Origin of the sequence: Streptomyces sp. ID05-26A (assembly GCF_033794685.1) — a bacterium.
Classification (GTDB): Bacteria; Actinomycetota; Actinomycetes; order Mycobacteriales; family Pseudonocardiaceae; genus Lentzea.
In genome coordinates, this window is the sequence record NZ_JARAYZ010000001.1 from 1,935,859 (window position 1) to 1,952,712 (window position 16,854).

Below are 16,854 nucleotides of genomic sequence, written 5' to 3' on the forward strand. Positions count from 1 at the left end.
TGCCGCAGGATCAGATCCCGTGGCACGCAGACACGTGGTCGCCGTTGACATCGGTGGCACCGAAACCAAGGCGGCGCTCGTCATCGGGACCTCGGAGGCGGTGGCGGCGCAGAAGCACGCGCGCCGGGCGACTCCCGGTGAGCTGGAGCCCCTCCTCGACGTCATCGCCGAGCTCGTCGACGAGCTCAGCAACGCCTCCGAGCACGACGTCGACGCCGTGGGGATCGTGGCGCCGGGCATCGTGGACGAGGCGAACGGCGTCGGCGTGTACACGACGAACCTGCCGTGGAGCCAGTTCCCGTTCAGCGCCGTCCTCACCGAACGGCTCGGCGTCCCCGTCGCGTTCGGCCACGACGTGCGCGCCGCGGGCCTGGCCGAATGCCGCATGGGTGCCGCCAAGGACCTGCGCAACGCGGTGATCATGCCGATCGGCACGGGGATCGCCGGCGCTCTGCTGCTCGACGGGAAGATCTACAGCGGCGAGGGCTTCGCCGGTGAGATCGGCCATGTGAACGTCGGCCACGGCGTGCCCTGCGCCTGTGGCCAGATCGGCTGCGTGGAGACAGTGGCGTCCTCCGCGGCGATCGCCCGCCGGTACACCGCACGTACCGGCACCCCCGTCAAAGGCGCTGCTGAGGTCGCACTCAGGGTCCGTGCCGGGGAGGAAGACGCCGTCGCCGTGTGGCACGAGGCCGTGGACGCGCTCGCCAGGGGGATCCTGGTGCTGGCGACGTTGCTCGGCCCGGAGGCCGTGGTGCTCGGCGGTGGGCTCGCACTGGCAGGAGACCTGCTGGTGGATCCCTTGCGGGAAAGGCTGGACGGGCTGATCGCCTTCCAGCGCCGACCGGAGCTTCGGCTCGCGGCGCTCGGCGACGAGGCGGGCTTCCTCGGCGCGGCGTTGCTGGCCATCGACACGCTGGAGGCGTGATGAGCACGTGGGGTGGACCAGTCGACGTGACCCTGACCGGGGGTCGGGTCGTCACGCCGGGAGGGGTGCTCGAGAACGGCTGGGTGAGCGTCCGGGACGGCAGGATCGCCGCGGTCGGTGAGGGCGCCGCGCCCGACGGCCCGACGACCAACGTCGGCGGCGGCACGATCGTGCCGGGTTTCGTCGACATCCACTGCCACGGCGGTGGCGGTGCCGCGTTCACCAGCAGCGACCCGGCGAAGGTGCGCAAGGCCGCGGCCGCGCACCGCAAGCACGGCACCACGACGCTGCTGGCGTCGCTGGTCACCCGGCCGGTGCCGGAGTTGGCCGACCAGGTGGCCGCGCTGGCCGAGCTCGTCCAGGAGGGCGTCGTCGCGGGCGTCCACCTCGAGGGACCGTTCCTGTCCGCCGCCCGCTGCGGCGCGCACGACCCGGCGATCCTGTGCCCGCCGGAGCAGAGCGCGGTGACGAAGCTGCTCGACGCGGGCAAGGGCACCGTCCGCATGATCACGATCGCGCCCGAGCTCGAAGGCGCCGTGAACGCCGTGCGCCAGCTCGTGGACAACAACGTCATCGCCGCCATCGGCCACACCGACGCCACCGAGGCACAGGTCCGTCCGGCCGTGGACGCCGGAGCGTCCGTGGCGACGCACCTGTTCAACGGCATGCGCCCGTTGCACCACCGCGAGCCCGGCCCGATCGGCGCGCTGCTGGACGACGAACGCGTGACCGTCGAGCTCATCTGCGACCTGGTGCACCTGCACCCGACCGCCGTCCGCCTGGCCGCCCGCCACGCGGGTCTGCAGCGCACCGTCCTCATCACCGACGCCATCGCGGCGGCGAGCGTGGGCGACGGCGTGTACGACATCGGCGGTCTGGAGGTGCGCGTCGTCGACGGAGTGCCGACGTTGGCAGGAGGCGCCTCTCTCGCGGGCAGCACGCTCACGATGGACATGGCGTTCCGCAACGCCGTCAACTCGTGCGGCCTGACGCTCGTGGAAGCCACGCACGCAGCCTCGACCCGCGGCGCCGAACTGCTGGGCCTCGACACCGGCAAGCTCGAAGCGGGCCTCGCGGCGGACATCGTCGTCCTGGATGCAGAATTGAAGCCACAGGACGTGATGGTCAGGGGCGAGTGGGTCAAGGACTAGGTGCATGGCGGACGATCCGGAACGACTGGTGACTGACGCGCTGCGAGCCCAGGCGACCAGCACAAATGCCGGATTTGTCGCACATGTCCCAATCGTCGAAGAGCCGCCCGCGCAGATGTCGGTGTGGTGGATCCTGGGGCTCGCGTTGATGTTGGGCCTGGCAGCAGGCACGGTGGCGGCCGTGATCACGCTGAGCTGACCTGTACCGTTGGCGCCGTGACGATTGCATTGGGCCCTGACTGGCTGGACCCCACCGTGCTGCTGAACGGGCTCGGCCCGTACATGCTCATCGGGTTGTGCCTCATCATCTTCGCGGAGTGCGGGCTCCTCGTCGGTTTCTTCCTGCCCGGCGACTCGCTGCTGTTCACGGCGGGTCTGTTCGTCGCGGCGGGCACCATCGACACCCCGCTCTGGCTCGTCTGCGTGCTGCTGACGGTGTGCGCGTTCGTCGGCAACGTCGTCGGCTACTACATCGGGAAGAAGGCCGGTCCGGCGCTGTTCAGCAAGCCGGAGTCGAAGATCTTCAAGAAGGAGTACGTCGACAAGACGCAGGAGTTCTTCGACAAGTACGGCGCTCGCGCCATCGTCATGGCCAGGTTCGTGCCGATCGTCCGCACGTTCATCACCGCCATGGCCGGCGTCGGCAAGATGGACCCGAAGAAGTACTTCACGTACTCCGCGATCGGCGGCGTCGCGTGGGCCGCGGGTCTGACGGTCCTGGGCTACTTCCTCGGCCAGGTCGAGGTCATCAAGAACAACCTCGAGGTCACGCTGATCCTCATCGTGCTCCTCTCGGTCGTGCCGATCATCATCGAGGTGATCAAGGCGCGCAAGGAGAAGAAGACGCTGGTGCAGGCCGAGGCGGACGACATCACCCAGGTCATGCAGGCCCAGATCAACGACGACTCGACGCAGATCATCCCTCGCGTCGAGCGCTGACCGACACGACCTGAAGGCCCGTCTGCTCCGGCAGGCGGGCCTTTTCCGGTTCTCGTTCCGGCACGAACCAGTACCTGCTCGCCCTATTGCGGCAGACCGGACATCGGCCCTAGGTTGCTTTGGTCTGGACCACTGGGTGGAGGCCATCGATGTCGTTGTTCCGCAAGGGGTTGGCGGTCACGCTGGCCGCGCTGTCCGTCTCAGTCGGCGTCGGTGTCGCCGACGCGTCGCCGAAGAAGATCGTCGGCGCCTACTACGGCAACTGGTACAGCGGCTCGAAGCCGATCTCGTCCATCCCCACGAACACGCCGATCACGCACCTGTTCTACGCGTTCTCGACCATCGAGAACGGCAAGTGCACGATGACGGCGGAGACCGCCCCCAAGGACTTCGCGGACATCCGGGACCTGAAGAAGCGCAAGCCGTCGTTGAAAGCCCTCATCTCGCTGGGCGGCTGGGGCGCGGGTGGTTTCTCCGACGCGGCATTGACCCCCGGCTCACGCAGGACGCTCGTTCAGTCCTGTGTGGACCTGTTCTTCCGCGACGGCACGTTCGACGGCATCGACATCGACTGGGAGTTCCCCGTCTACGGCGGCCCTGCCGAGATCACGGACCGTCCCGTGGACAAGCGCAACATGACTCTGCTGACGCGCGACTTCCGCAAGGCGCTGGGCTCGCGCAAGCTCGTCACCGCCGCACTGCCGGCGGGCCGCCTGCAGACCGACGGCCCCTACGACCCGGCGAAGTCGTTCGAGCTGCGCGAACTCTCGCGGATCATGGACTTCATCAACGTCATGACGTACGACCTGGGCACCGGTTTCTCGCCCGTAGCCACGTTCAACGCCGGGTTCCGCGAGGTCGCCAACGACCCGATGCCGGCCGCGGACCGCAAGTGGAACAACGTCGTCGGTGCCATCGACTACTACCAGCGGCACGGCGTTTCGCCGCGCAAGATGGTGCTGGGCACGCCGTTCTACGGTCGTGGCTTCACCGTGAAGACCGAGGGCCCGCAGCACGGTCTCTACCAGCCCTACGACAGCGCGTTCTGGGTCGACGGTTACGAGGAGGCGTTGAAGCTGAAGGCGACTCCGGGCTGGCAGGAGTACTGGCACCCGGTCGCGCAGTCGCCGTGGCTGTACAACGCTGCGGAGAAGAAGTTCGTGTCGTACGAGAACCCGCGCTCGATCAAAATCCGCGCGGACTTCGCCAGGTCGCGTGGGTTGCTCGGCACGTTCATGTGGGAACTCGGGCACGACGACGCCCAGCACTCGCTGCTCAACGCCATGTCCCGCTAGTGGTGCGACAGCAGACGGAGGACCGCATCGCGTTGCTGCGCCAGGCTTTGCGGAGCCGCAACACGTGGCAGGTGTCGGCGGCGCTGAAGTACGTGGCGGAAAAACTGGCCCCGGAGGACCGTGCAGCGCTGATGCCTGAGCTCGTCGAGCTGAGCACCAGCCCACTCTGGGCGGCCGACGCTCGCGAGGTGCTCGAAAGGATTTGAGTCTCACGTAACGTCACGGTGTTGGTTGAACGGCATGACGACCACTCGACGTGAAGTGCTGGGATGGCTGGCCGGACTCGGTGCGGCAGCGGGCGCGGGCCTGCTGCCGAGCACAGCCAGCGCCTCGACGAACGTGACGGTGTTGCGCGGTGCGACGCTCGTCGACTCGTCCGGCGTCCGATCTGACGTGACCATCGTGCTGGCGGACGACAAGGTTCTCGCGGTCGGCTCGTGCGACCTGCCGTTGCCGCGGGGCTCGACGGTGCTCGACGTCGCCGGCAAGTTCGTCATCCCCGGCCTGTGGGACATGCACGTGCACGGCGCGTTCCTGGACAAGATCACGCTGCCGTTGTGCCTGGTCAACGGCGTGACGGGCATCCGTGAGATGTGGGGCTACCCGCCGATCTACGAGCTGCGCGAACGGATCGAGCGCGGCGAGGTGTTCGGACCGCGACTGGTGGTCGGCAGCATGATCATCGACGGGCCGCACTCGACACTGCCCGGCGCGACGATCGTCAGCACGCCCGAGGAGGGCCGCCAGGCGGTGCGGGACGCGAAGGGCGCGGACTTCGTGAAGGTCTACTCGTACCTGGACCGCCCGACGCTCGAAGCCATCGCGGACGAGTGCGCCCAGCAGGCCACCACGTTCGCCGGGCACTGCTCGAACCACGTGCCGCTCGGCGACGCGAGTGACCTGGGGCAGCGCACGTTCGAGCACATGTACGGCCTGCCGCTCGCCACCAGCACACGCGAAACCCAGCTGCGCCAAGCGATCGCGACCCTGCCGCTCGACCCGGCGAACCCGTTCGCGTGGTTCAAGCAGGTGCTGGAGTTCGAACGGCAGGCAACGCTGACGCACAGCTGCGGCAAGGCGGTTCAGCTGGCAAAGCGGTTGCAGCGCAACAACTCCGCGTTGTGCCCGACGATGGTCGCCATGCGCGTGTACTCCAGCCCGGCGGACCGGTTCGCGAACGACCCGCGGATCAAGTACATGCCCTCGTTCTACCGGGACCTCTGGCGCGACGGCCTGACGAACTGGGTGCCGGTGACCGAGCAGGAGATCCGGCAGCAGGCCGCGTTCTTCCGGCGCCGCCAGGAGCAGGTCGCCGAGATGCACGCGCTCGGCGTCGAGGTCCTCGTCGGCACGGACGCGGGCAACCCGTACTCGTTCTCCGGCTTCTCGCTGCACGACGAACTGGAGTTGCTCGTCGAGGCGGGCCTGTCGCCGAAGGCGGCGCTGAACGCGGGCACCCGAAACGCGGTGGTGAAGCCCTGCGCGGACGCGAACCTCGTCGTGCTCGATGGCAACCCGCTGAAGGACATCCGCAACACGTCACGGATCCACACCGTGCTGACCCGAGGACGGGTGCTCGGACCCGCTGTGCGGCAGCAGATGCTCGCGGACGTGGAGAAGGCCGCTCGGGAACCGTTCCCCACGGCTGTCCGCACCTGTTGCTAGAGGCCGAACATCGAGCCGGGGTTGAACAGGTTCTCCGGGTCCAGCGCACGTTTGATCTCGCGGTGGACCCGGAGGCCGACCGGCCCGATCTCCTTCGCCAGCCACTCGCGCTTGATCTTGCCGATGCCGTGCTCGCCGGTGACCGTGCCGCCCAGCGCGAGGCCCACGGCCAGGATGTCGTCGAACGCCTTCTGGGCGCGCGCGAACTGGTCGGCGTCCGCGGGGTCGTAGACGATCGTCGGGTGCATGTTGCCGTCGCCCGCGTGGCCCACGACGGCGATCTTGAGGCCAACCTCCTTCGAGATGTCCTCGCAGCCCTGGATGAGCTCGGCGATGCGGGTGCGGGGGACGCACACGTCGTCGGTCAGCCACGAGCCGTAGATCTCCAACGCCGTGAGAACGGCCCTACGCGCCGTCAGCAGGTCACGGCCTTCGTTCACGTCGGTCGTCGAGTAGACGAGGTCGGCCTCCAGGCAGATCTCCTCGATCTTGGCCAACTCGTGCCTGGCCTGCTCGCCGCCCGCGTCGGACTGGCAGATCAGCAACGCGGCGCAGCCCGGTCCGGCGCCCAGTTCGGTCTTCAGGTACGTCTCGGCGGCCTCGATCGAGGTGCGGTCCATGATCTCCATCAGCGACGGCACCAGGCCCTCGCGGACGATCCGGCTGACCGCCGCGCCCGCGGTGGCGGTGCTGCCGAACGCGGCCACCAGCGTCGCCGGGGCCTGCGGGAGGGGCCTGAGTGCCAGCGTGGCCTTGGTGATCACGCCCAGCGTGCCCTCGGAGCCGACGAACAGCTTGGTGAGGTCGTAGCCCGCCACGCCCTTGACCGTGCGGCGGCCCGTTCGCAGCACCTCGCCGTCGGCCAGGACGACCTCCAGGCCGAGTACCGAGTCCGTGGTCACGCCGTACTTCACGCAGCACAGGCCGCCGGCGTTGGTGGAGAGGTTGCCGCCGATCGTGCACCAGTCGTAGCTGCTCGGGTCCGGTGGGTAGAACAGGCCTTCCTTCTCGACGGCGCCGCGCAGGTCGAGGTTGACCACGCCCGGCTCGACGACGGCGAGGCGGTTGTCGGTGTCGATCTCGACGATCGCGTTCATCTTCGTCATGACGAGGACGACACAGCCCTCGATGGCGTTCGCGGCACCGGACAGGCCGCTGCCCGCGCCCCGAGGGACGATCGGGACGCGGTGGCTCGCGCAGGCCCGCACCACCGCCTGGACCTGCCCGGTGTTCAGCGGGAACACCACCGCCAGCGGACTGCCGTGCGGCGCCAGCGGCATCATGTCGCGCTGGTAGCTCGCGGTGACGTCGGCGTCGGTCAGGACGCCGGAGTCGCCCACTGCGGTGCGGAGTTCGGCGAGCAAGGTCTCCATGCGCTCCACGCTAGTGCGGCGACTGGGCGAGGTGGCGAAGAAATTCTGGCCTGGTGAGGACCCTCGACCGAGGGGAGTTCACGTCGTGACTCGGTGTGCTCAATCCAGATTTCGCCGACCCGTTGACCCGATGTCGCCGCGCTGCCCTCACGGCACGACGTAGGCTGGCTCACCGTGGCGCATGCTTTCGCCTCGCTGGAGACCGCGGGTCCGGTGGCCGTCTGGGTCATCGTGCTGAGCTTCATCTTCGTCGAGTGCGCTTTCATCTTCGGGCTCTTCCTGCCCGGTGACTCGCTGCTGTTCGCGGCCGGTGTGGTGCTGGCTACGCACAACAGCGAGTTGTCGGCGTGGCTGCTGTCCCTCGCGGCCCTGATCATCGCGGTCGTCGGCAACCAGGTCGGGTACTTCATCGGCCGGGGTACCGGCACGCGCGTGCTCGCCCGCAAGGGCGGCAAGGTGCTGAACCGGGAGAACCTGAAACGCGCGGGCGACTTCCTCGACCGACGCGGGTTCTGGGCCGTGGTGCTCGCCCGCTGGATCCCGTGGATCCGGACGCTGGCGCCCATGATCGCCGGTGCCGCGCGGATGGACCTCAGGCGGTTCACGCTGGCCACGACCATCGGTGCCATCGCGTGGGTGCCGACGCTGGTGCTGGCCGGTTACTACGGCGCGGGCTTCCTGCAGTCGATCCCGTGGCTCGAGACGGCGGCGATCATCGTGAGCATCGTGTTCTTCCTGGGTGGCACCGGCTGGGGGATCTGGCGCTACCGCCAGGAGATGGCCAAGCCGATCGACGAAACGGTCGAAGTCGGCTCGAACTGACGACAAATCACTTGAACAGTGCTTACCTGTCCTTTGACATAAAGGGGCGGGGAGGCCTGTCATGCGATTACTCGGTGCGTTTGCCGTTTTAATTGCGCTGTTCGGATCAGCAACACCGGCACAAGCGCAAGGTATGCCTCGATGCGGTCAAGTCGTACTCGTTGAGTTCACACTCAGGGGCAATTGGGGATGTGGCAACGGACCCGCGCTGATCGTGGGCGCCAACGGGGTGAACATCAACCTCAACGGACACACCCTGAGTGGTACCCCGGCAATCAGCATGACCGACGTCGACGGCACGACGATCAGCAACGGCCTCATCGTCGACAGCCCCGTCGTCGCGATCAACGCCACCAACACCCGGTTCGTCGACTCGGGCCTGCTCTGGCGGGGCGACACCGCGGTCTTCGACTGGCCCGGCTCGACGGTGACGTTCCTGCGCAGCCGTCTCAGCGTGTGGCGGCTCTCCTGCGGCTCGCGGTGCGCCGTGGTGGACGGCGCGACCGCGTTGAACGAGCTCTACGCCGACCACCACCTGGTCATCCAGGGCGGCGGCAGCAACATCGAAACCATCGGGGCACCCACCACGGAGGTCGTCGGCCACAGGCTGTGGGCACGCAGGATCGGCGGCGAGGAGCTGACGATCCGGGGCAGCTGGATGACGTACGGCGAGATCATCGCGAGCAAGCGGATCCACCTGCTGGACAACACGTTCACCGCGGACATGCAGGTCGTCGTGCAACAGCCGGCCACCGGCGTCATCAGCGGCAACGTATTCGCGAACTCGCGCACCAACGGCCTGCTCGTGCGCCCGCAGCAAACGCTCAACGGCCCGTTGCTGATCGAGCACAACAAGTTCGTCTACAACCGCGGGGACGGGCTGCGGATCGACGTGCCCATTCCACTCGACATCACCGTGCGCGACAACGTGAGCGAGAACAACGGTCAACACGGAATGTGGGCGACACCGGGCACCGTGATCGACGGTGGCGGCAACACCTCGTTCAACGACAAGCTCGGCTGCTACACCATCAGCTGCTGACCACAAGGGGGAATAGATGAAGTCGATGGGTTTATTCGGCGTTCCTATTTTACTGCTCGCTTGTGCAATTCCAGCCCAAGCGCAAACCGATCCCCGCTGCGGTGACGAGATCACCACCAGCGTCACTCTCACCGCCGATCTGACCTGCGCGGACATCGGCCTGGTCATCGCGGCCGACCGGGTCGTGCTGAACCTCAACGGCCACACGCTGAGCGGCAAGATCGCCCTGCGGGCCGACGAGGTGTCCCGGGCGGTCGTGCACAACGGCGCCATCAGCGGTCACCGGACCAGCGGCGTCACCCTCCGCGGCACCCAGAACACGATCTTCAACAACGTCACCCTCACAGCCGGTGTCGACGCCGCCGACGCGCGGGACACGTCGTTCCAGCGCGTCCGGCACAGCAGCCGCTCCGGCGAACTGCTTTTCACCGGCTTCTCGCAGCTCCAGGCGCAGGACTCGTCGTTCGAGGCGTACGCGTTCCGCTGCCTGGACCGCTCGACCTGCAGACTGATCCGCTCGCAGACGACCGTCTCGGACTACTTCACCTGCGACGACACCTCTCAGTGGCAGGTGACCGCGGGCAGACTCACCGCCACCTGGATCAGCTGCTCGACCCTGGCCGTCACCGGCGCCGACCTCACCACGTTCCGGCTGACGACCAAGGCGCTCACGATCAGCGACGCCCGCGTGGGCGGTGGCGTGGTGCTGCAGACGAACACCGCGCGGATCGTCCGCACCAGGTTCAGCGGCGGGCAGGCAGCGCTCATGATCGTGCGGATCGAGGGCGGCACGATCAGCCAGAACACGTTCGCCGACGGCCGCGCCGCCGGGTTGTTCGTCAACGTCGACACCCCCGCCAAGCTCGCCGTCGAGGCCAACGCGTTCACCGGCAACGGCCACCTCGCCGAGTTCACCGACCTCGGCGGCAACGTCGTGAAGGACGGCGCGCACCTCCACGTCGGCGAGGGCTCGTCGGTGGAGGTCACGAGCAACCGCGCGGCCGGCAACGCGCGGTACGGCATCTGGGCTCAGCCCGGGGTCACCGACGACGGCCGCAACACCACGCACAACGACCCGTTGGGCTGTCTGAACTTGCAGTGCATCCCCGTCTAGAGGACCTCGGTGATCAGCAGGTCCGCTGATCCCTTCGACGAGTTCACCATCAACGCGTTGACGTGGTCCGTGCCGTGCAGCACCCGCTCCTCCGCCTCCGACAAGGTGCGCCCGTACCGCAGGTGGCGGTCGATCAGGCGCTGCACGCGCACGTCCTCGTCGATGAACAGGAACCACGCCTCGTCCAGGATGATCCGGACGCGCTTCCACTTGTCGTAGTTGAGCAGCAGGTAGTTGCCCTCGGTGACGACGAGCGGGACGTCCGGGTGCACCGGCACGGCGCAGGCGACCGGTTCCTCGATCTCGCGGCGGAACTCCGGCGCGTAGATCATGTCCGGCCCGCACGCCTTGATCCGGCCGAGCAGGTCCACGTAGCCGGGGATGTCGAACGTGTCGGGCGCGCCCTTGCGTTCGACCAGCCTCAGCCGTTCGAGCTCGCTCTGCGCGAGGTGGAAGCCGTCCATCTCGACCAGCACCGCCTGGCCGTCGAGGGCCTCGACGAGCCGGCGCGCGAGTGTCGACTTGCCGGAACCGGGTGCGCCGCCGATGCCGAGAATCTTGCGCTCACCCTGATCTGTGAGCACCCGAGCCCGTTCTAGCAGCTCGTCGAACCTGACCTGCTGTCCTGCCACCGCGCCAGCTCCTCAACCCAGTCCCCGACCGCACCGACGCGAACGGCGGCCGCCTCCGACGCGAATCCGATGGCAGCCACCGGGTCCGCTCCTGACGCCAGCGCGTAGGCGTACGCGCCGTGCCAGACGTCGCCGGCACCGTTCGTGTCCTTCACCTCCGCCACGGGGACGGGCAGCTCTCCGGCCGAGCCGTTCCGCGACCAGGTGACCGGCTTCGCACCGTGCGTGCGAATGACCAGCGGCACCCCGTAGGAGTGCACCTCGGCCTCGGACCGCTCGAACCCGGCAGAGCAGGCGGCCACGTCCACCAGCGGCAACAGGTGATCGAGGACAGGTTTCCAGCTCCCGGCGTCGAGCACCACAGGCAATCCCAGTGCTTTCGCCTGCCGGGCGACGGGGATCACCAGCCCGTCATGATGTCCGTCCAAGAGCACGACGTCCGCGGCGGCCAGGAGATCGGTCAAATCCGGCGCGATCACCGGCACGGAGGCGTTGCGGGAGACGACCGTGCGCTCCCCGTCAGCGTCTCTGACGACGACCATGCTCACGGGCGTCGTGCCCTCCACGGCGGTGACTTGAACTGGGTCCAAGGACGCCCTGACGAATTCACCCAGTGCGTCGGCACCCAGTGCGGTGAGCAACGAGGCCCGTCCGCCCAGTGCCGCGACCGCACGGGCCGCGTTCGCCGCCGGACCGCCGGGTGACAGCACCGCACCGAGCGAGCGGATCTTCTGGCCGGGTCGAGGAAATTCACCCACCCGTTGGGTCACGTCGAGAGTTGTGAGCCCGACACACAGCACGGCGGCCATCTGGCCTTCCTCCAAACGGGTATGGTCCCAGGTCATGGTCACCATGCGGGATGTCGCGGCTCTCGCGGGGGTCTCCATCACCACGGTGTCACACGTGATCAACGAGACGAGGCCGGTCGCCGGGGACACGCGCGAGCGCGTCCAGAAGGCGATCGACGAGACCGGGTACACGGGGGACGCGATCGCGCGTTCGCTGGTCATGGGCGGCACGAAGTCGCTGGGCCTGGCCGTGTCGCTGGTCTCGCACCCGTATTTCGCCGAGCTGATCGCCGCCATCGAGTCGGAAGCGACCCGGTGCGGCTACTCGCTCGTGCTGATCGACACGAGAGACACCCCCGAGTCGGAGCAGACAGCGGTCAGAATGCTGCGCTCGCGAAGAGTCGACGGGCTACTGCTCACACCCTCCGCCGGCGGGGGGAGCCTCGTGCTGCCGGAGCTCAAGAAACTCGGCATCCCGACGGTGCTGGTCGACCGGCTGACCGTGTCCAAGGACATCGACCAGGTCGGGCCGGAGAACGTCCAGGCCACCTCCGGCCTGGTCAGGCACCTCGCGGAGCTCGGACACCGCCGGATAGGCATCGTCTGCGGCCAGGCGGGCGTGGCGACGACCGAGGAACGCATCCTCGGCTACCGCCTCGGCCTCGGCCGCGCGGGCCTGAAGTGGGACGAGGCGCTGGTCTCGCAGAGCGGCTGGCTCGCGCCGCTGCTCGACCAGGAGGACCCGGCCACCGCCGTCGTCGCGGCCGACCACCTCGTCACCGTCGGCATGCTGCACGAGGCACGGGCCCGCGGCCTGAAGCTCGGCACGGACCTGGCCGTCGTCGCCTACGACGAGGTCGAGTGGGCCACCCTGATCGAACCGCCGCTCACCACCCTGGCCCAGCCGGTCGAGGAGATCGGGCGGACCGCGGTGAAACTGCTGCTCTCCCGCATCGCCGACCCGGAGAGGGCGCCGGAGACCATCCGGCTCGCGCCCTCCCTCATGCACAGGCAGTCCTGCGGATGCTGATCCCCGGGCTCGTGTCGGTGACGTTCCGGCAGCTCACGATCTCCGAGATCGGCGAGCTGGCGACGGAGTGCGGGCTGCAGGCCGTCGAGTGGGGCGGCGACGTGCACGTGCCGCCCGGTGACTTCGCGGCGGCGCGCAAGGCGCTGGACACCGGTCTGAAGGTGGCCGCGTACGGGTCGTACTACCGGGCGGGCGTGTCCGACCGGGCCGACCTGGCGCCGATCCTGGAGACCGCGGCCGAACTGGACGCGCCGTTCGTGCGGGTCTGGGCCGGCACGGCCGGCTCCGAGGAATGTGCCGACCGCGCGCCGGTGGTCGAGGCGCTGCAACACGCCGTCGAACACGCCGAGGCGATGGGCACGAAGATCGCGCTGGAGTACCACCGGAACACGCTGACGGACACGCTGGACTCGACGGTGCAACTGCTCGACGAGGTCGACGGTGTGGTGTCGTACTGGCAGCCGAGCGGCGGCCAGGACGTGTTCTCGGCCATGAACGAGGTGCGGACGCTGGAACCGGTGACGGCGCACGTCTTCTCGTGGGGCCCCGGCGGCTTCAAGGAGCGGTTCCCGCTCGCGCAGCGCCGTGACCTGTGGAAGCCGGTGCTGACCGAGCTCGCGCGCGACGGCATCGAGCGCAACGCGCTGCTGGAGTTCGTGCTGGACGACTCAGTGGAGCAGTTCCGCGAGGACGCCAGGACGTTGCTGGGCTGGCTCAAGCAGTAGCGACGTCCATGCCGTGCCGTTCGAGCAGGGCGGCCGCTTCCAGGCACATCCAGCCACCGAGCTGGACGGACAGGTCCTGGCCCTCCTCCAGGTCGGCCGGAACCGTCCACTCAGGACCGAACAGCGGGCCGCTGACGGCCATCACGCGGTTGAGCCACGCCGCTTCCGCCGACTGCACCACGAGTTCCCGCGCCAGGTCCGCAGTCTCGTGCCGGTCGGGGTCGAGGTCGAGGATGGTCAGCGCGGCCTGCGCGAGGTAGCGCGTCAGGATGCCCGCGAACAGGCCGCCGTCGCCACCACCCTGCCCCCTGATCACGCCGTTGGTGGCGAGGTCGTCGTGCACCGCGGTGATCGTGCGAGCGGCCTTGTCGAGCCACTTCTCGGGCTGGCCGTGCTTGGCCAGCTCGATGCACGCGCCGATGAGAACTCCTTGGCAGTACGTGTAGATGTTCTTCTCGTACTCGCGGATCTCACCGTTGGGGTGGACGTGCAGGCCGTCCCACGCGAGGCCGTTGCCGGGGTCCACCAGGTGCTCCTCGACCCAGTCCACGATGGACCGTGCGCGGGCGAGGTCGGTGCGGTCGTTCCGGCGGGCCAGGAAGATCGCGGCGGGGCCGTTCGCCGGGACGTTCTTGAAGTCGTCGTTGCGCTTCCACCAGATGCCACCGCCGGCGTGGTCGGTCCACGCGTCGCGCAACCGCTCGGCGATCGCGATCAGGGCCTTGGGCTTCGCGATGCCGACCTCGCGCTCGGCGCGTTGCAGGGCCAGGCCGAGCCACGCGATGTCGTCGTAGAAGTCGTTGGTCCAGCCCAGGACGTTGCGCACCCGGATGCCCCGCACGACCTTGGTGATGGCCGTCTTGCGGAGCTCGTTGGGCGAGCGCAGGTAGCCGTCGATCATGCAGTCCAGCAGGTGCGCCTGCCACCAGTAGTTGAAGCTGGTGTGGATCTTGTCCTTGAAGAGCGGAGGCCACGCCCGCGCCCCGAGGAGCGTGCCCGGCACACCCCAGACCCGCCGAAGGTGCCTGGAGTACACCGCGCGCTCCGCGACGCCCGCGCGCGCCGCCAGCAGTTTCGCGATCGCCACAGGATCATGGTGCGTGCTTGACCGGTCAAGAAGCTCGGTGAATCGCCCAGTGGTACAGGCCCATCGCCACAGAAGTTGTCAGGTTGTAACTGCTGACCTTCTCGCGCATGGGCAGGCGGACGATCCGCGACGCCTTCGCGCGGACCTCGTCGGACAACCCGTGGCGTTCCGAGCCGAACGCCAGCACGGCGTCGTCCGGGATCGGGCCTTTCAGCAGGTCACCGTCCGCGTCGAAAGCGATGAGCTCGCCCGCGAAGTCGAGGCTCGTGACCTTGGCCACCGGCAGCGCGAAATGCAGCCCGGCGGAGCCCCTCAGCACGTTGGGATGCCACGGATCGATGTCTCCTGTGGAGATCACCCCGCCCGCGTCGAGGCCGGCGGCCACCCTGATGGCCGCACCGAAGTTGCCGAGGTTGCGCGGGTTGTCGAGCAGGACGACGGGGGCCGGCCGGTCGAACGGCAGGTCCGGCTTCTCCGCGAACCCGGCCACACCGGTCGGGTGCGTGCGGCCGACGCGCAGCTTGAACTGGTTCTGGTCGACCTCGGTGGCGGCCGCGAACCGCTCGCGCAGATCGGGTGCGTGCGTCTCGGCGAGGCTGATCGCGGCGGCGAGGTCCGTCGTGATCAACGGGTGCACGGCGGCGCCGAAGCGCAACGCGTGCTTAACAGCGTGAAAGCCTTCGAGCAGCACGGTGACCAGCATAGAAGCCGACCCACGAGAAGATCACGATCGACCCCAGCACCAGCTGGACCAGCATCGACGCGCTCTCCGGGTACCAGACGCCGTCGATGTAGTGGTCGATGAACCCCGACCCCAGCGGCGGCATCCCCGCCTCCGCGCGGAAGTACTCCTCCGCGGTCGTGAGCGGGCACGTCACCGGCACCAGCAAACTGAGGATCGCCCACGCACCGATAGCCATGTGCGCGTAGATCACGCCGCGCCACCGCCATGCGATGAACCCACCCACGAGCAGGAACGCCAGCACGGCGAAGTGCAGCAGCATGACCGCTTCGGCGAAGAATCCAGCCATTCGCACCACCCCGTCCTCCAGACTAAGACGGGGTGGCTCGAAGCGCTCTCGATAAAACCTCAGGCGAGCCCGAGGTCGTTCAGGTCGAGCAGGTAGCGGTACTGCAGACCCTCGGCCTCGATGGCCTCCTTGGCGCCCGTGCCGCGGTCGACGACCGTGGCGACACCGATCACGTCGGCGCCGTGCTCGCGCAGCGCGTTGACGGCCGTGAGCACCGAACCGCCCGTGGTGGAGGTGTCCTCGACCGCGAGCACCCGCTGGCCGCGCACGTCGATGCCCTCGATCTGGCGCTGCATGCCGTGGGCCTTGTTCGCCTTGCGCACGACGAACGCGTCGAGCACGTCACCGTCGGCACCGGCGGAGTGCATCATCGCGTAGGCGACGGGGTCCGCGCCGAGGGTCAGACCGCCGACCGCGACGAAGTCCCAGTCCGACGTGAGCTGCCGCAACAGCTTGCCGATCAACGGGGCCGCCGCGTGGTGCAGCGTCGCGCGCCGCAGGTCGACGTAGTAGTCGGCTTCCTTGCCGCTGGAGAGAGTCACCTTGCCGTGCACCACGGCCAATTCGCTCACGAGACGAGCGAGTTCCGACTTAGCGTTCGCGTCCAAGACCACTTCAGTTCGCACGGGTCGTCAGCTTCGCACATACGGGCGCTCGACGCCTCGTACGCTGCATCACCGTGAGCACCTTGTACGTGGAACAGCCGTGGACGTTCATGAGCCTGCTGGCCCGGCCGCACTACCGCGTCGAGGTGTTCGACGAACGGGACGCGCCGGTCGCCGTCGTCCGGGAACGGACCGGGCCCGGCCTCCAGCGGCCGCTGCGGCACACCGGGTTCTCCGGCTGGACGACGTTCGACCTCGACGTCGTCGCGCCGGACGGCCTGCCGTTCCTGCGCATCGACAGGGGGTTCGGGCGGCGCTCGCCGGTGCGGGTCAGCACGCCGCAGGGCCAGCTGATCGGGACGATCAAGACGCACGGCCCGTGGCAGCAGTCGTTGCACGACGCGACCGGTCAGCAGCTCTGCTTCTTCGGTGACGTCGCGCGGATCCAGACCGGCGGGCGGGCCAAGCGCAACGGCTCGCGGGTGCGGCGGGACGTCGTGCAGATCAACCCGGCGGTGACCGAACCGGTGCGGTCTCTGGCGACCGCCTGCGCGGTCGCCTTCGACGTCGTTCGCGGTACCGGGACCAGCCACACGAGCAGTGGTGGCGTGAACTGGCCCGTCTGAA

The 16,854-nt window shown here is 68.4% G+C and carries 20 protein-coding genes; 13 read left to right on the forward strand and 7 right to left on the reverse strand.

The annotated features are described in order from the left end of the window. The first annotated feature begins 19 nt into the window (after window positions 1-19). The 7 genes from PV646_RS09565 to PV646_RS09595 all read left to right on the forward strand — a co-directional run bounded on the left by PV646_RS09565 (window position 20) and on the right by PV646_RS09595 (window position 5,978). Complete coding sequence (locus PV646_RS09565) at window positions 20-928, forward strand: ROK family protein (protein WP_500341069.1); 909 nt, start codon at window positions 20-22, stop codon at window positions 926-928. A 26-nt stretch (window positions 929-954) separates the two neighbouring features. Continuing rightward, complete coding sequence (nagA, locus tag PV646_RS09570) at window positions 955-2,079, forward strand: N-acetylglucosamine-6-phosphate deacetylase (protein ID WP_500341070.1); 1,125 nt, start codon at window positions 955-957, stop codon at window positions 2,077-2,079. A 4-nt stretch (window positions 2,080-2,083) separates the two neighbouring features. Continuing rightward, complete coding sequence (locus PV646_RS09575; protein ID WP_500341071.1) at window positions 2,084-2,278, forward strand: hypothetical protein; 195 nt, start codon at window positions 2,084-2,086, stop codon at window positions 2,276-2,278. Between the two features lie 17 nt (window positions 2,279-2,295). Continuing rightward, complete coding sequence (locus PV646_RS09580) at window positions 2,296-3,018, forward strand: DedA family protein (protein ID WP_500341072.1); 723 nt, start codon at window positions 2,296-2,298, stop codon at window positions 3,016-3,018. A 149-nt stretch (window positions 3,019-3,167) separates the two neighbouring features. Further along, complete coding sequence (locus tag PV646_RS09585) at window positions 3,168-4,313, forward strand: glycoside hydrolase family 18 protein (protein WP_500341073.1); 1,146 nt, start codon at window positions 3,168-3,170, stop codon at window positions 4,311-4,313. 2 nt (window positions 4,314-4,315) lie between these two features. Further along, a complete protein-coding gene (locus PV646_RS09590; protein ID WP_500341074.1) occupies window positions 4,316-4,519 on the forward strand; it encodes a hypothetical protein in 204 nt (67 codons plus the stop codon). Between the two features lie 34 nt (window positions 4,520-4,553). Then, complete coding sequence (locus PV646_RS09595) at window positions 4,554-5,978, forward strand: amidohydrolase family protein (RefSeq protein WP_500341075.1); 1,425 nt, start codon at window positions 4,554-4,556, stop codon at window positions 5,976-5,978. Here PV646_RS09595 and PV646_RS09600 read toward each other — a convergent pair. Then, window positions 5,975-7,351 carry an FAD-binding oxidoreductase gene (locus PV646_RS09600; protein ID WP_500341076.1) on the reverse strand — a complete coding sequence of 459 codons (1,377 nt, stop codon included), beginning with the start codon at window positions 7,349-7,351 and terminating at the stop codon, window positions 5,975-5,977. The two genes, PV646_RS09595 and PV646_RS09600, sit on opposite strands and share 4 nt — an antisense overlap. 174 nt (window positions 7,352-7,525) lie before the next feature. On the opposite strand from PV646_RS09600, the gene PV646_RS09605 reads away from it, so the two are divergent. The 3 genes from PV646_RS09605 (at window position 7,526) to PV646_RS09615 (ending at window position 10,329) form a co-directional block, all read left to right on the forward strand. Then, window positions 7,526-8,173 (forward strand): DedA family protein, encoded by a 648-nt coding sequence (locus PV646_RS09605; RefSeq protein WP_500341077.1) that lies wholly within the window; start codon window positions 7,526-7,528, stop codon window positions 8,171-8,173. Window positions 8,174-8,453: 280 nt separating this feature from the next. Next, window positions 8,454-9,215 carry a right-handed parallel beta-helix repeat-containing protein gene (locus PV646_RS09610; RefSeq protein WP_500341078.1) on the forward strand — a complete coding sequence of 254 codons (762 nt, stop codon included), beginning with the start codon at window positions 8,454-8,456 and terminating at the stop codon, window positions 9,213-9,215. A gap of 16 nt (window positions 9,216-9,231) precedes the next feature. Next, complete coding sequence (locus PV646_RS09615; protein WP_500341079.1) at window positions 9,232-10,329, forward strand: right-handed parallel beta-helix repeat-containing protein; 1,098 nt, start codon at window positions 9,232-9,234, stop codon at window positions 10,327-10,329. Here the strand turns inward: PV646_RS09615 and PV646_RS09620 are convergent. Beyond that, window positions 10,326-10,961 carry a nucleoside/nucleotide kinase family protein gene (locus PV646_RS09620; RefSeq protein ID WP_093595565.1) on the reverse strand — a complete coding sequence of 212 codons (636 nt, stop codon included), beginning with the start codon at window positions 10,959-10,961 and terminating at the stop codon, window positions 10,326-10,328. The two genes, PV646_RS09615 and PV646_RS09620, sit on opposite strands and share 4 nt — an antisense overlap. Beyond that, window positions 10,925-11,806, reverse strand: a complete 882-nt coding sequence (locus tag PV646_RS09625; RefSeq protein ID WP_500341080.1) for a PfkB family carbohydrate kinase — start codon at window positions 11,804-11,806, stop codon at window positions 10,925-10,927. The genes PV646_RS09620 and PV646_RS09625 overlap by 37 nt, the downstream gene beginning before the upstream one ends. On the opposite strand from PV646_RS09625, the gene PV646_RS09630 reads away from it, so the two are divergent. Together PV646_RS09630 and PV646_RS09635 are read left to right on the forward strand one after the other, a co-directional pair. Next, the gene (locus PV646_RS09630) at window positions 11,805-12,779 is read left to right on the forward strand and encodes a LacI family DNA-binding transcriptional regulator (RefSeq protein ID WP_500341081.1); all 975 of its coding nucleotides are present in this window, start codon (window positions 11,805-11,807) and stop codon (window positions 12,777-12,779) included. The two genes, PV646_RS09625 and PV646_RS09630, sit on opposite strands and share 2 nt — an antisense overlap. Further along, window positions 12,773-13,504, forward strand: coding sequence for a sugar phosphate isomerase/epimerase family protein (locus tag PV646_RS09635; protein WP_500341082.1), 732 nt, complete (start codon window positions 12,773-12,775; stop codon window positions 13,502-13,504). Before PV646_RS09630 ends, PV646_RS09635 begins: the two co-directional genes overlap by 7 nt. Here PV646_RS09635 and PV646_RS09640 read toward each other — a convergent pair. The 4 genes from PV646_RS09640 to pyrE are packed head-to-tail and all read right to left on the reverse strand — an operon-like array spanning window position 13,494 to window position 16,230. Beyond that, on the reverse strand, window positions 13,494-14,591 hold the full coding sequence (locus PV646_RS09640) for a glycoside hydrolase family 76 protein (RefSeq protein WP_500341083.1): 1,098 nt from the start codon (window positions 14,589-14,591) through the stop codon (window positions 13,494-13,496). The genes PV646_RS09635 and PV646_RS09640 overlap by 11 nt on opposite strands. Before the next feature lie 25 nt (window positions 14,592-14,616). Beyond that, window positions 14,617-15,282 (reverse strand): TrmH family RNA methyltransferase, encoded by a 666-nt coding sequence (locus tag PV646_RS09645; protein ID WP_500341084.1) that lies wholly within the window; start codon window positions 15,280-15,282, stop codon window positions 14,617-14,619. Further along, window positions 15,254-15,622 carry a DUF2784 domain-containing protein gene (locus PV646_RS09650; RefSeq protein WP_500341085.1) on the reverse strand — a complete coding sequence of 123 codons (369 nt, stop codon included), beginning with the start codon at window positions 15,620-15,622 and terminating at the stop codon, window positions 15,254-15,256. Before PV646_RS09650 ends, PV646_RS09645 begins: the two co-directional genes overlap by 29 nt. A gap of 59 nt (window positions 15,623-15,681) precedes the next feature. After that, window positions 15,682-16,230 (reverse strand): orotate phosphoribosyltransferase, encoded by a 549-nt coding sequence (gene pyrE / locus PV646_RS09655; RefSeq protein WP_307789490.1) that lies wholly within the window; start codon window positions 16,228-16,230, stop codon window positions 15,682-15,684. Between the two features lie 71 nt (window positions 16,231-16,301). Here pyrE and PV646_RS09660 point away from each other — a divergent pair, with 71 nt between their 5' ends. Then, window positions 16,302-16,853, forward strand: coding sequence for a hypothetical protein (locus PV646_RS09660; RefSeq protein WP_500341086.1), 552 nt, complete (start codon window positions 16,302-16,304; stop codon window positions 16,851-16,853). Window position 16,854 lies beyond the last annotated feature (1 nt).

Excerpts from the sequence above, each read along its gene's own strand:
- PV646_RS09575 (WP_500341071.1), top strand. The coding sequence starts at position 2,084 with ATGGCGGACGATCCGGAACGACTGGTGACTGACGCGCTGCGAGCCCAG.
- PV646_RS09585 (WP_500341073.1), top strand. The coding sequence starts at position 3,168 with ATGTCGTTGTTCCGCAAGGGGTTGGCGGTCACGCTGGCCGCGCTGTCC.
- PV646_RS09595 (WP_500341075.1), top strand. The coding sequence starts at position 4,554 with ATGACGACCACTCGACGTGAAGTGCTGGGATGGCTGGCCGGACTCGGT.
- PV646_RS09600 (WP_500341076.1), bottom strand. The coding sequence starts at position 7,351 with ATGGAGACCTTGCTCGCCGAACTCCGCACCGCAGTGGGCGACTCCGGC.
- PV646_RS09610 (WP_500341078.1), top strand. The coding sequence starts at position 8,454 with ATGACCGACGTCGACGGCACGACGATCAGCAACGGCCTCATCGTCGAC.
- PV646_RS09615 (WP_500341079.1), top strand. The coding sequence starts at position 9,232 with ATGAAGTCGATGGGTTTATTCGGCGTTCCTATTTTACTGCTCGCTTGT.
- PV646_RS09630 (WP_500341081.1), top strand. The coding sequence starts at position 11,805 with ATGGTCACCATGCGGGATGTCGCGGCTCTCGCGGGGGTCTCCATCACC.
- PV646_RS09625 (WP_500341080.1), bottom strand. The coding sequence starts at position 11,806 with ATGACCTGGGACCATACCCGTTTGGAGGAAGGCCAGATGGCCGCCGTG.
- PV646_RS09635 (WP_500341082.1), top strand. The coding sequence starts at position 12,773 with ATGCTGATCCCCGGGCTCGTGTCGGTGACGTTCCGGCAGCTCACGATC.
- PV646_RS09650 (WP_500341085.1), bottom strand. The coding sequence starts at position 15,622 with ATGGCTGGATTCTTCGCCGAAGCGGTCATGCTGCTGCACTTCGCCGTG.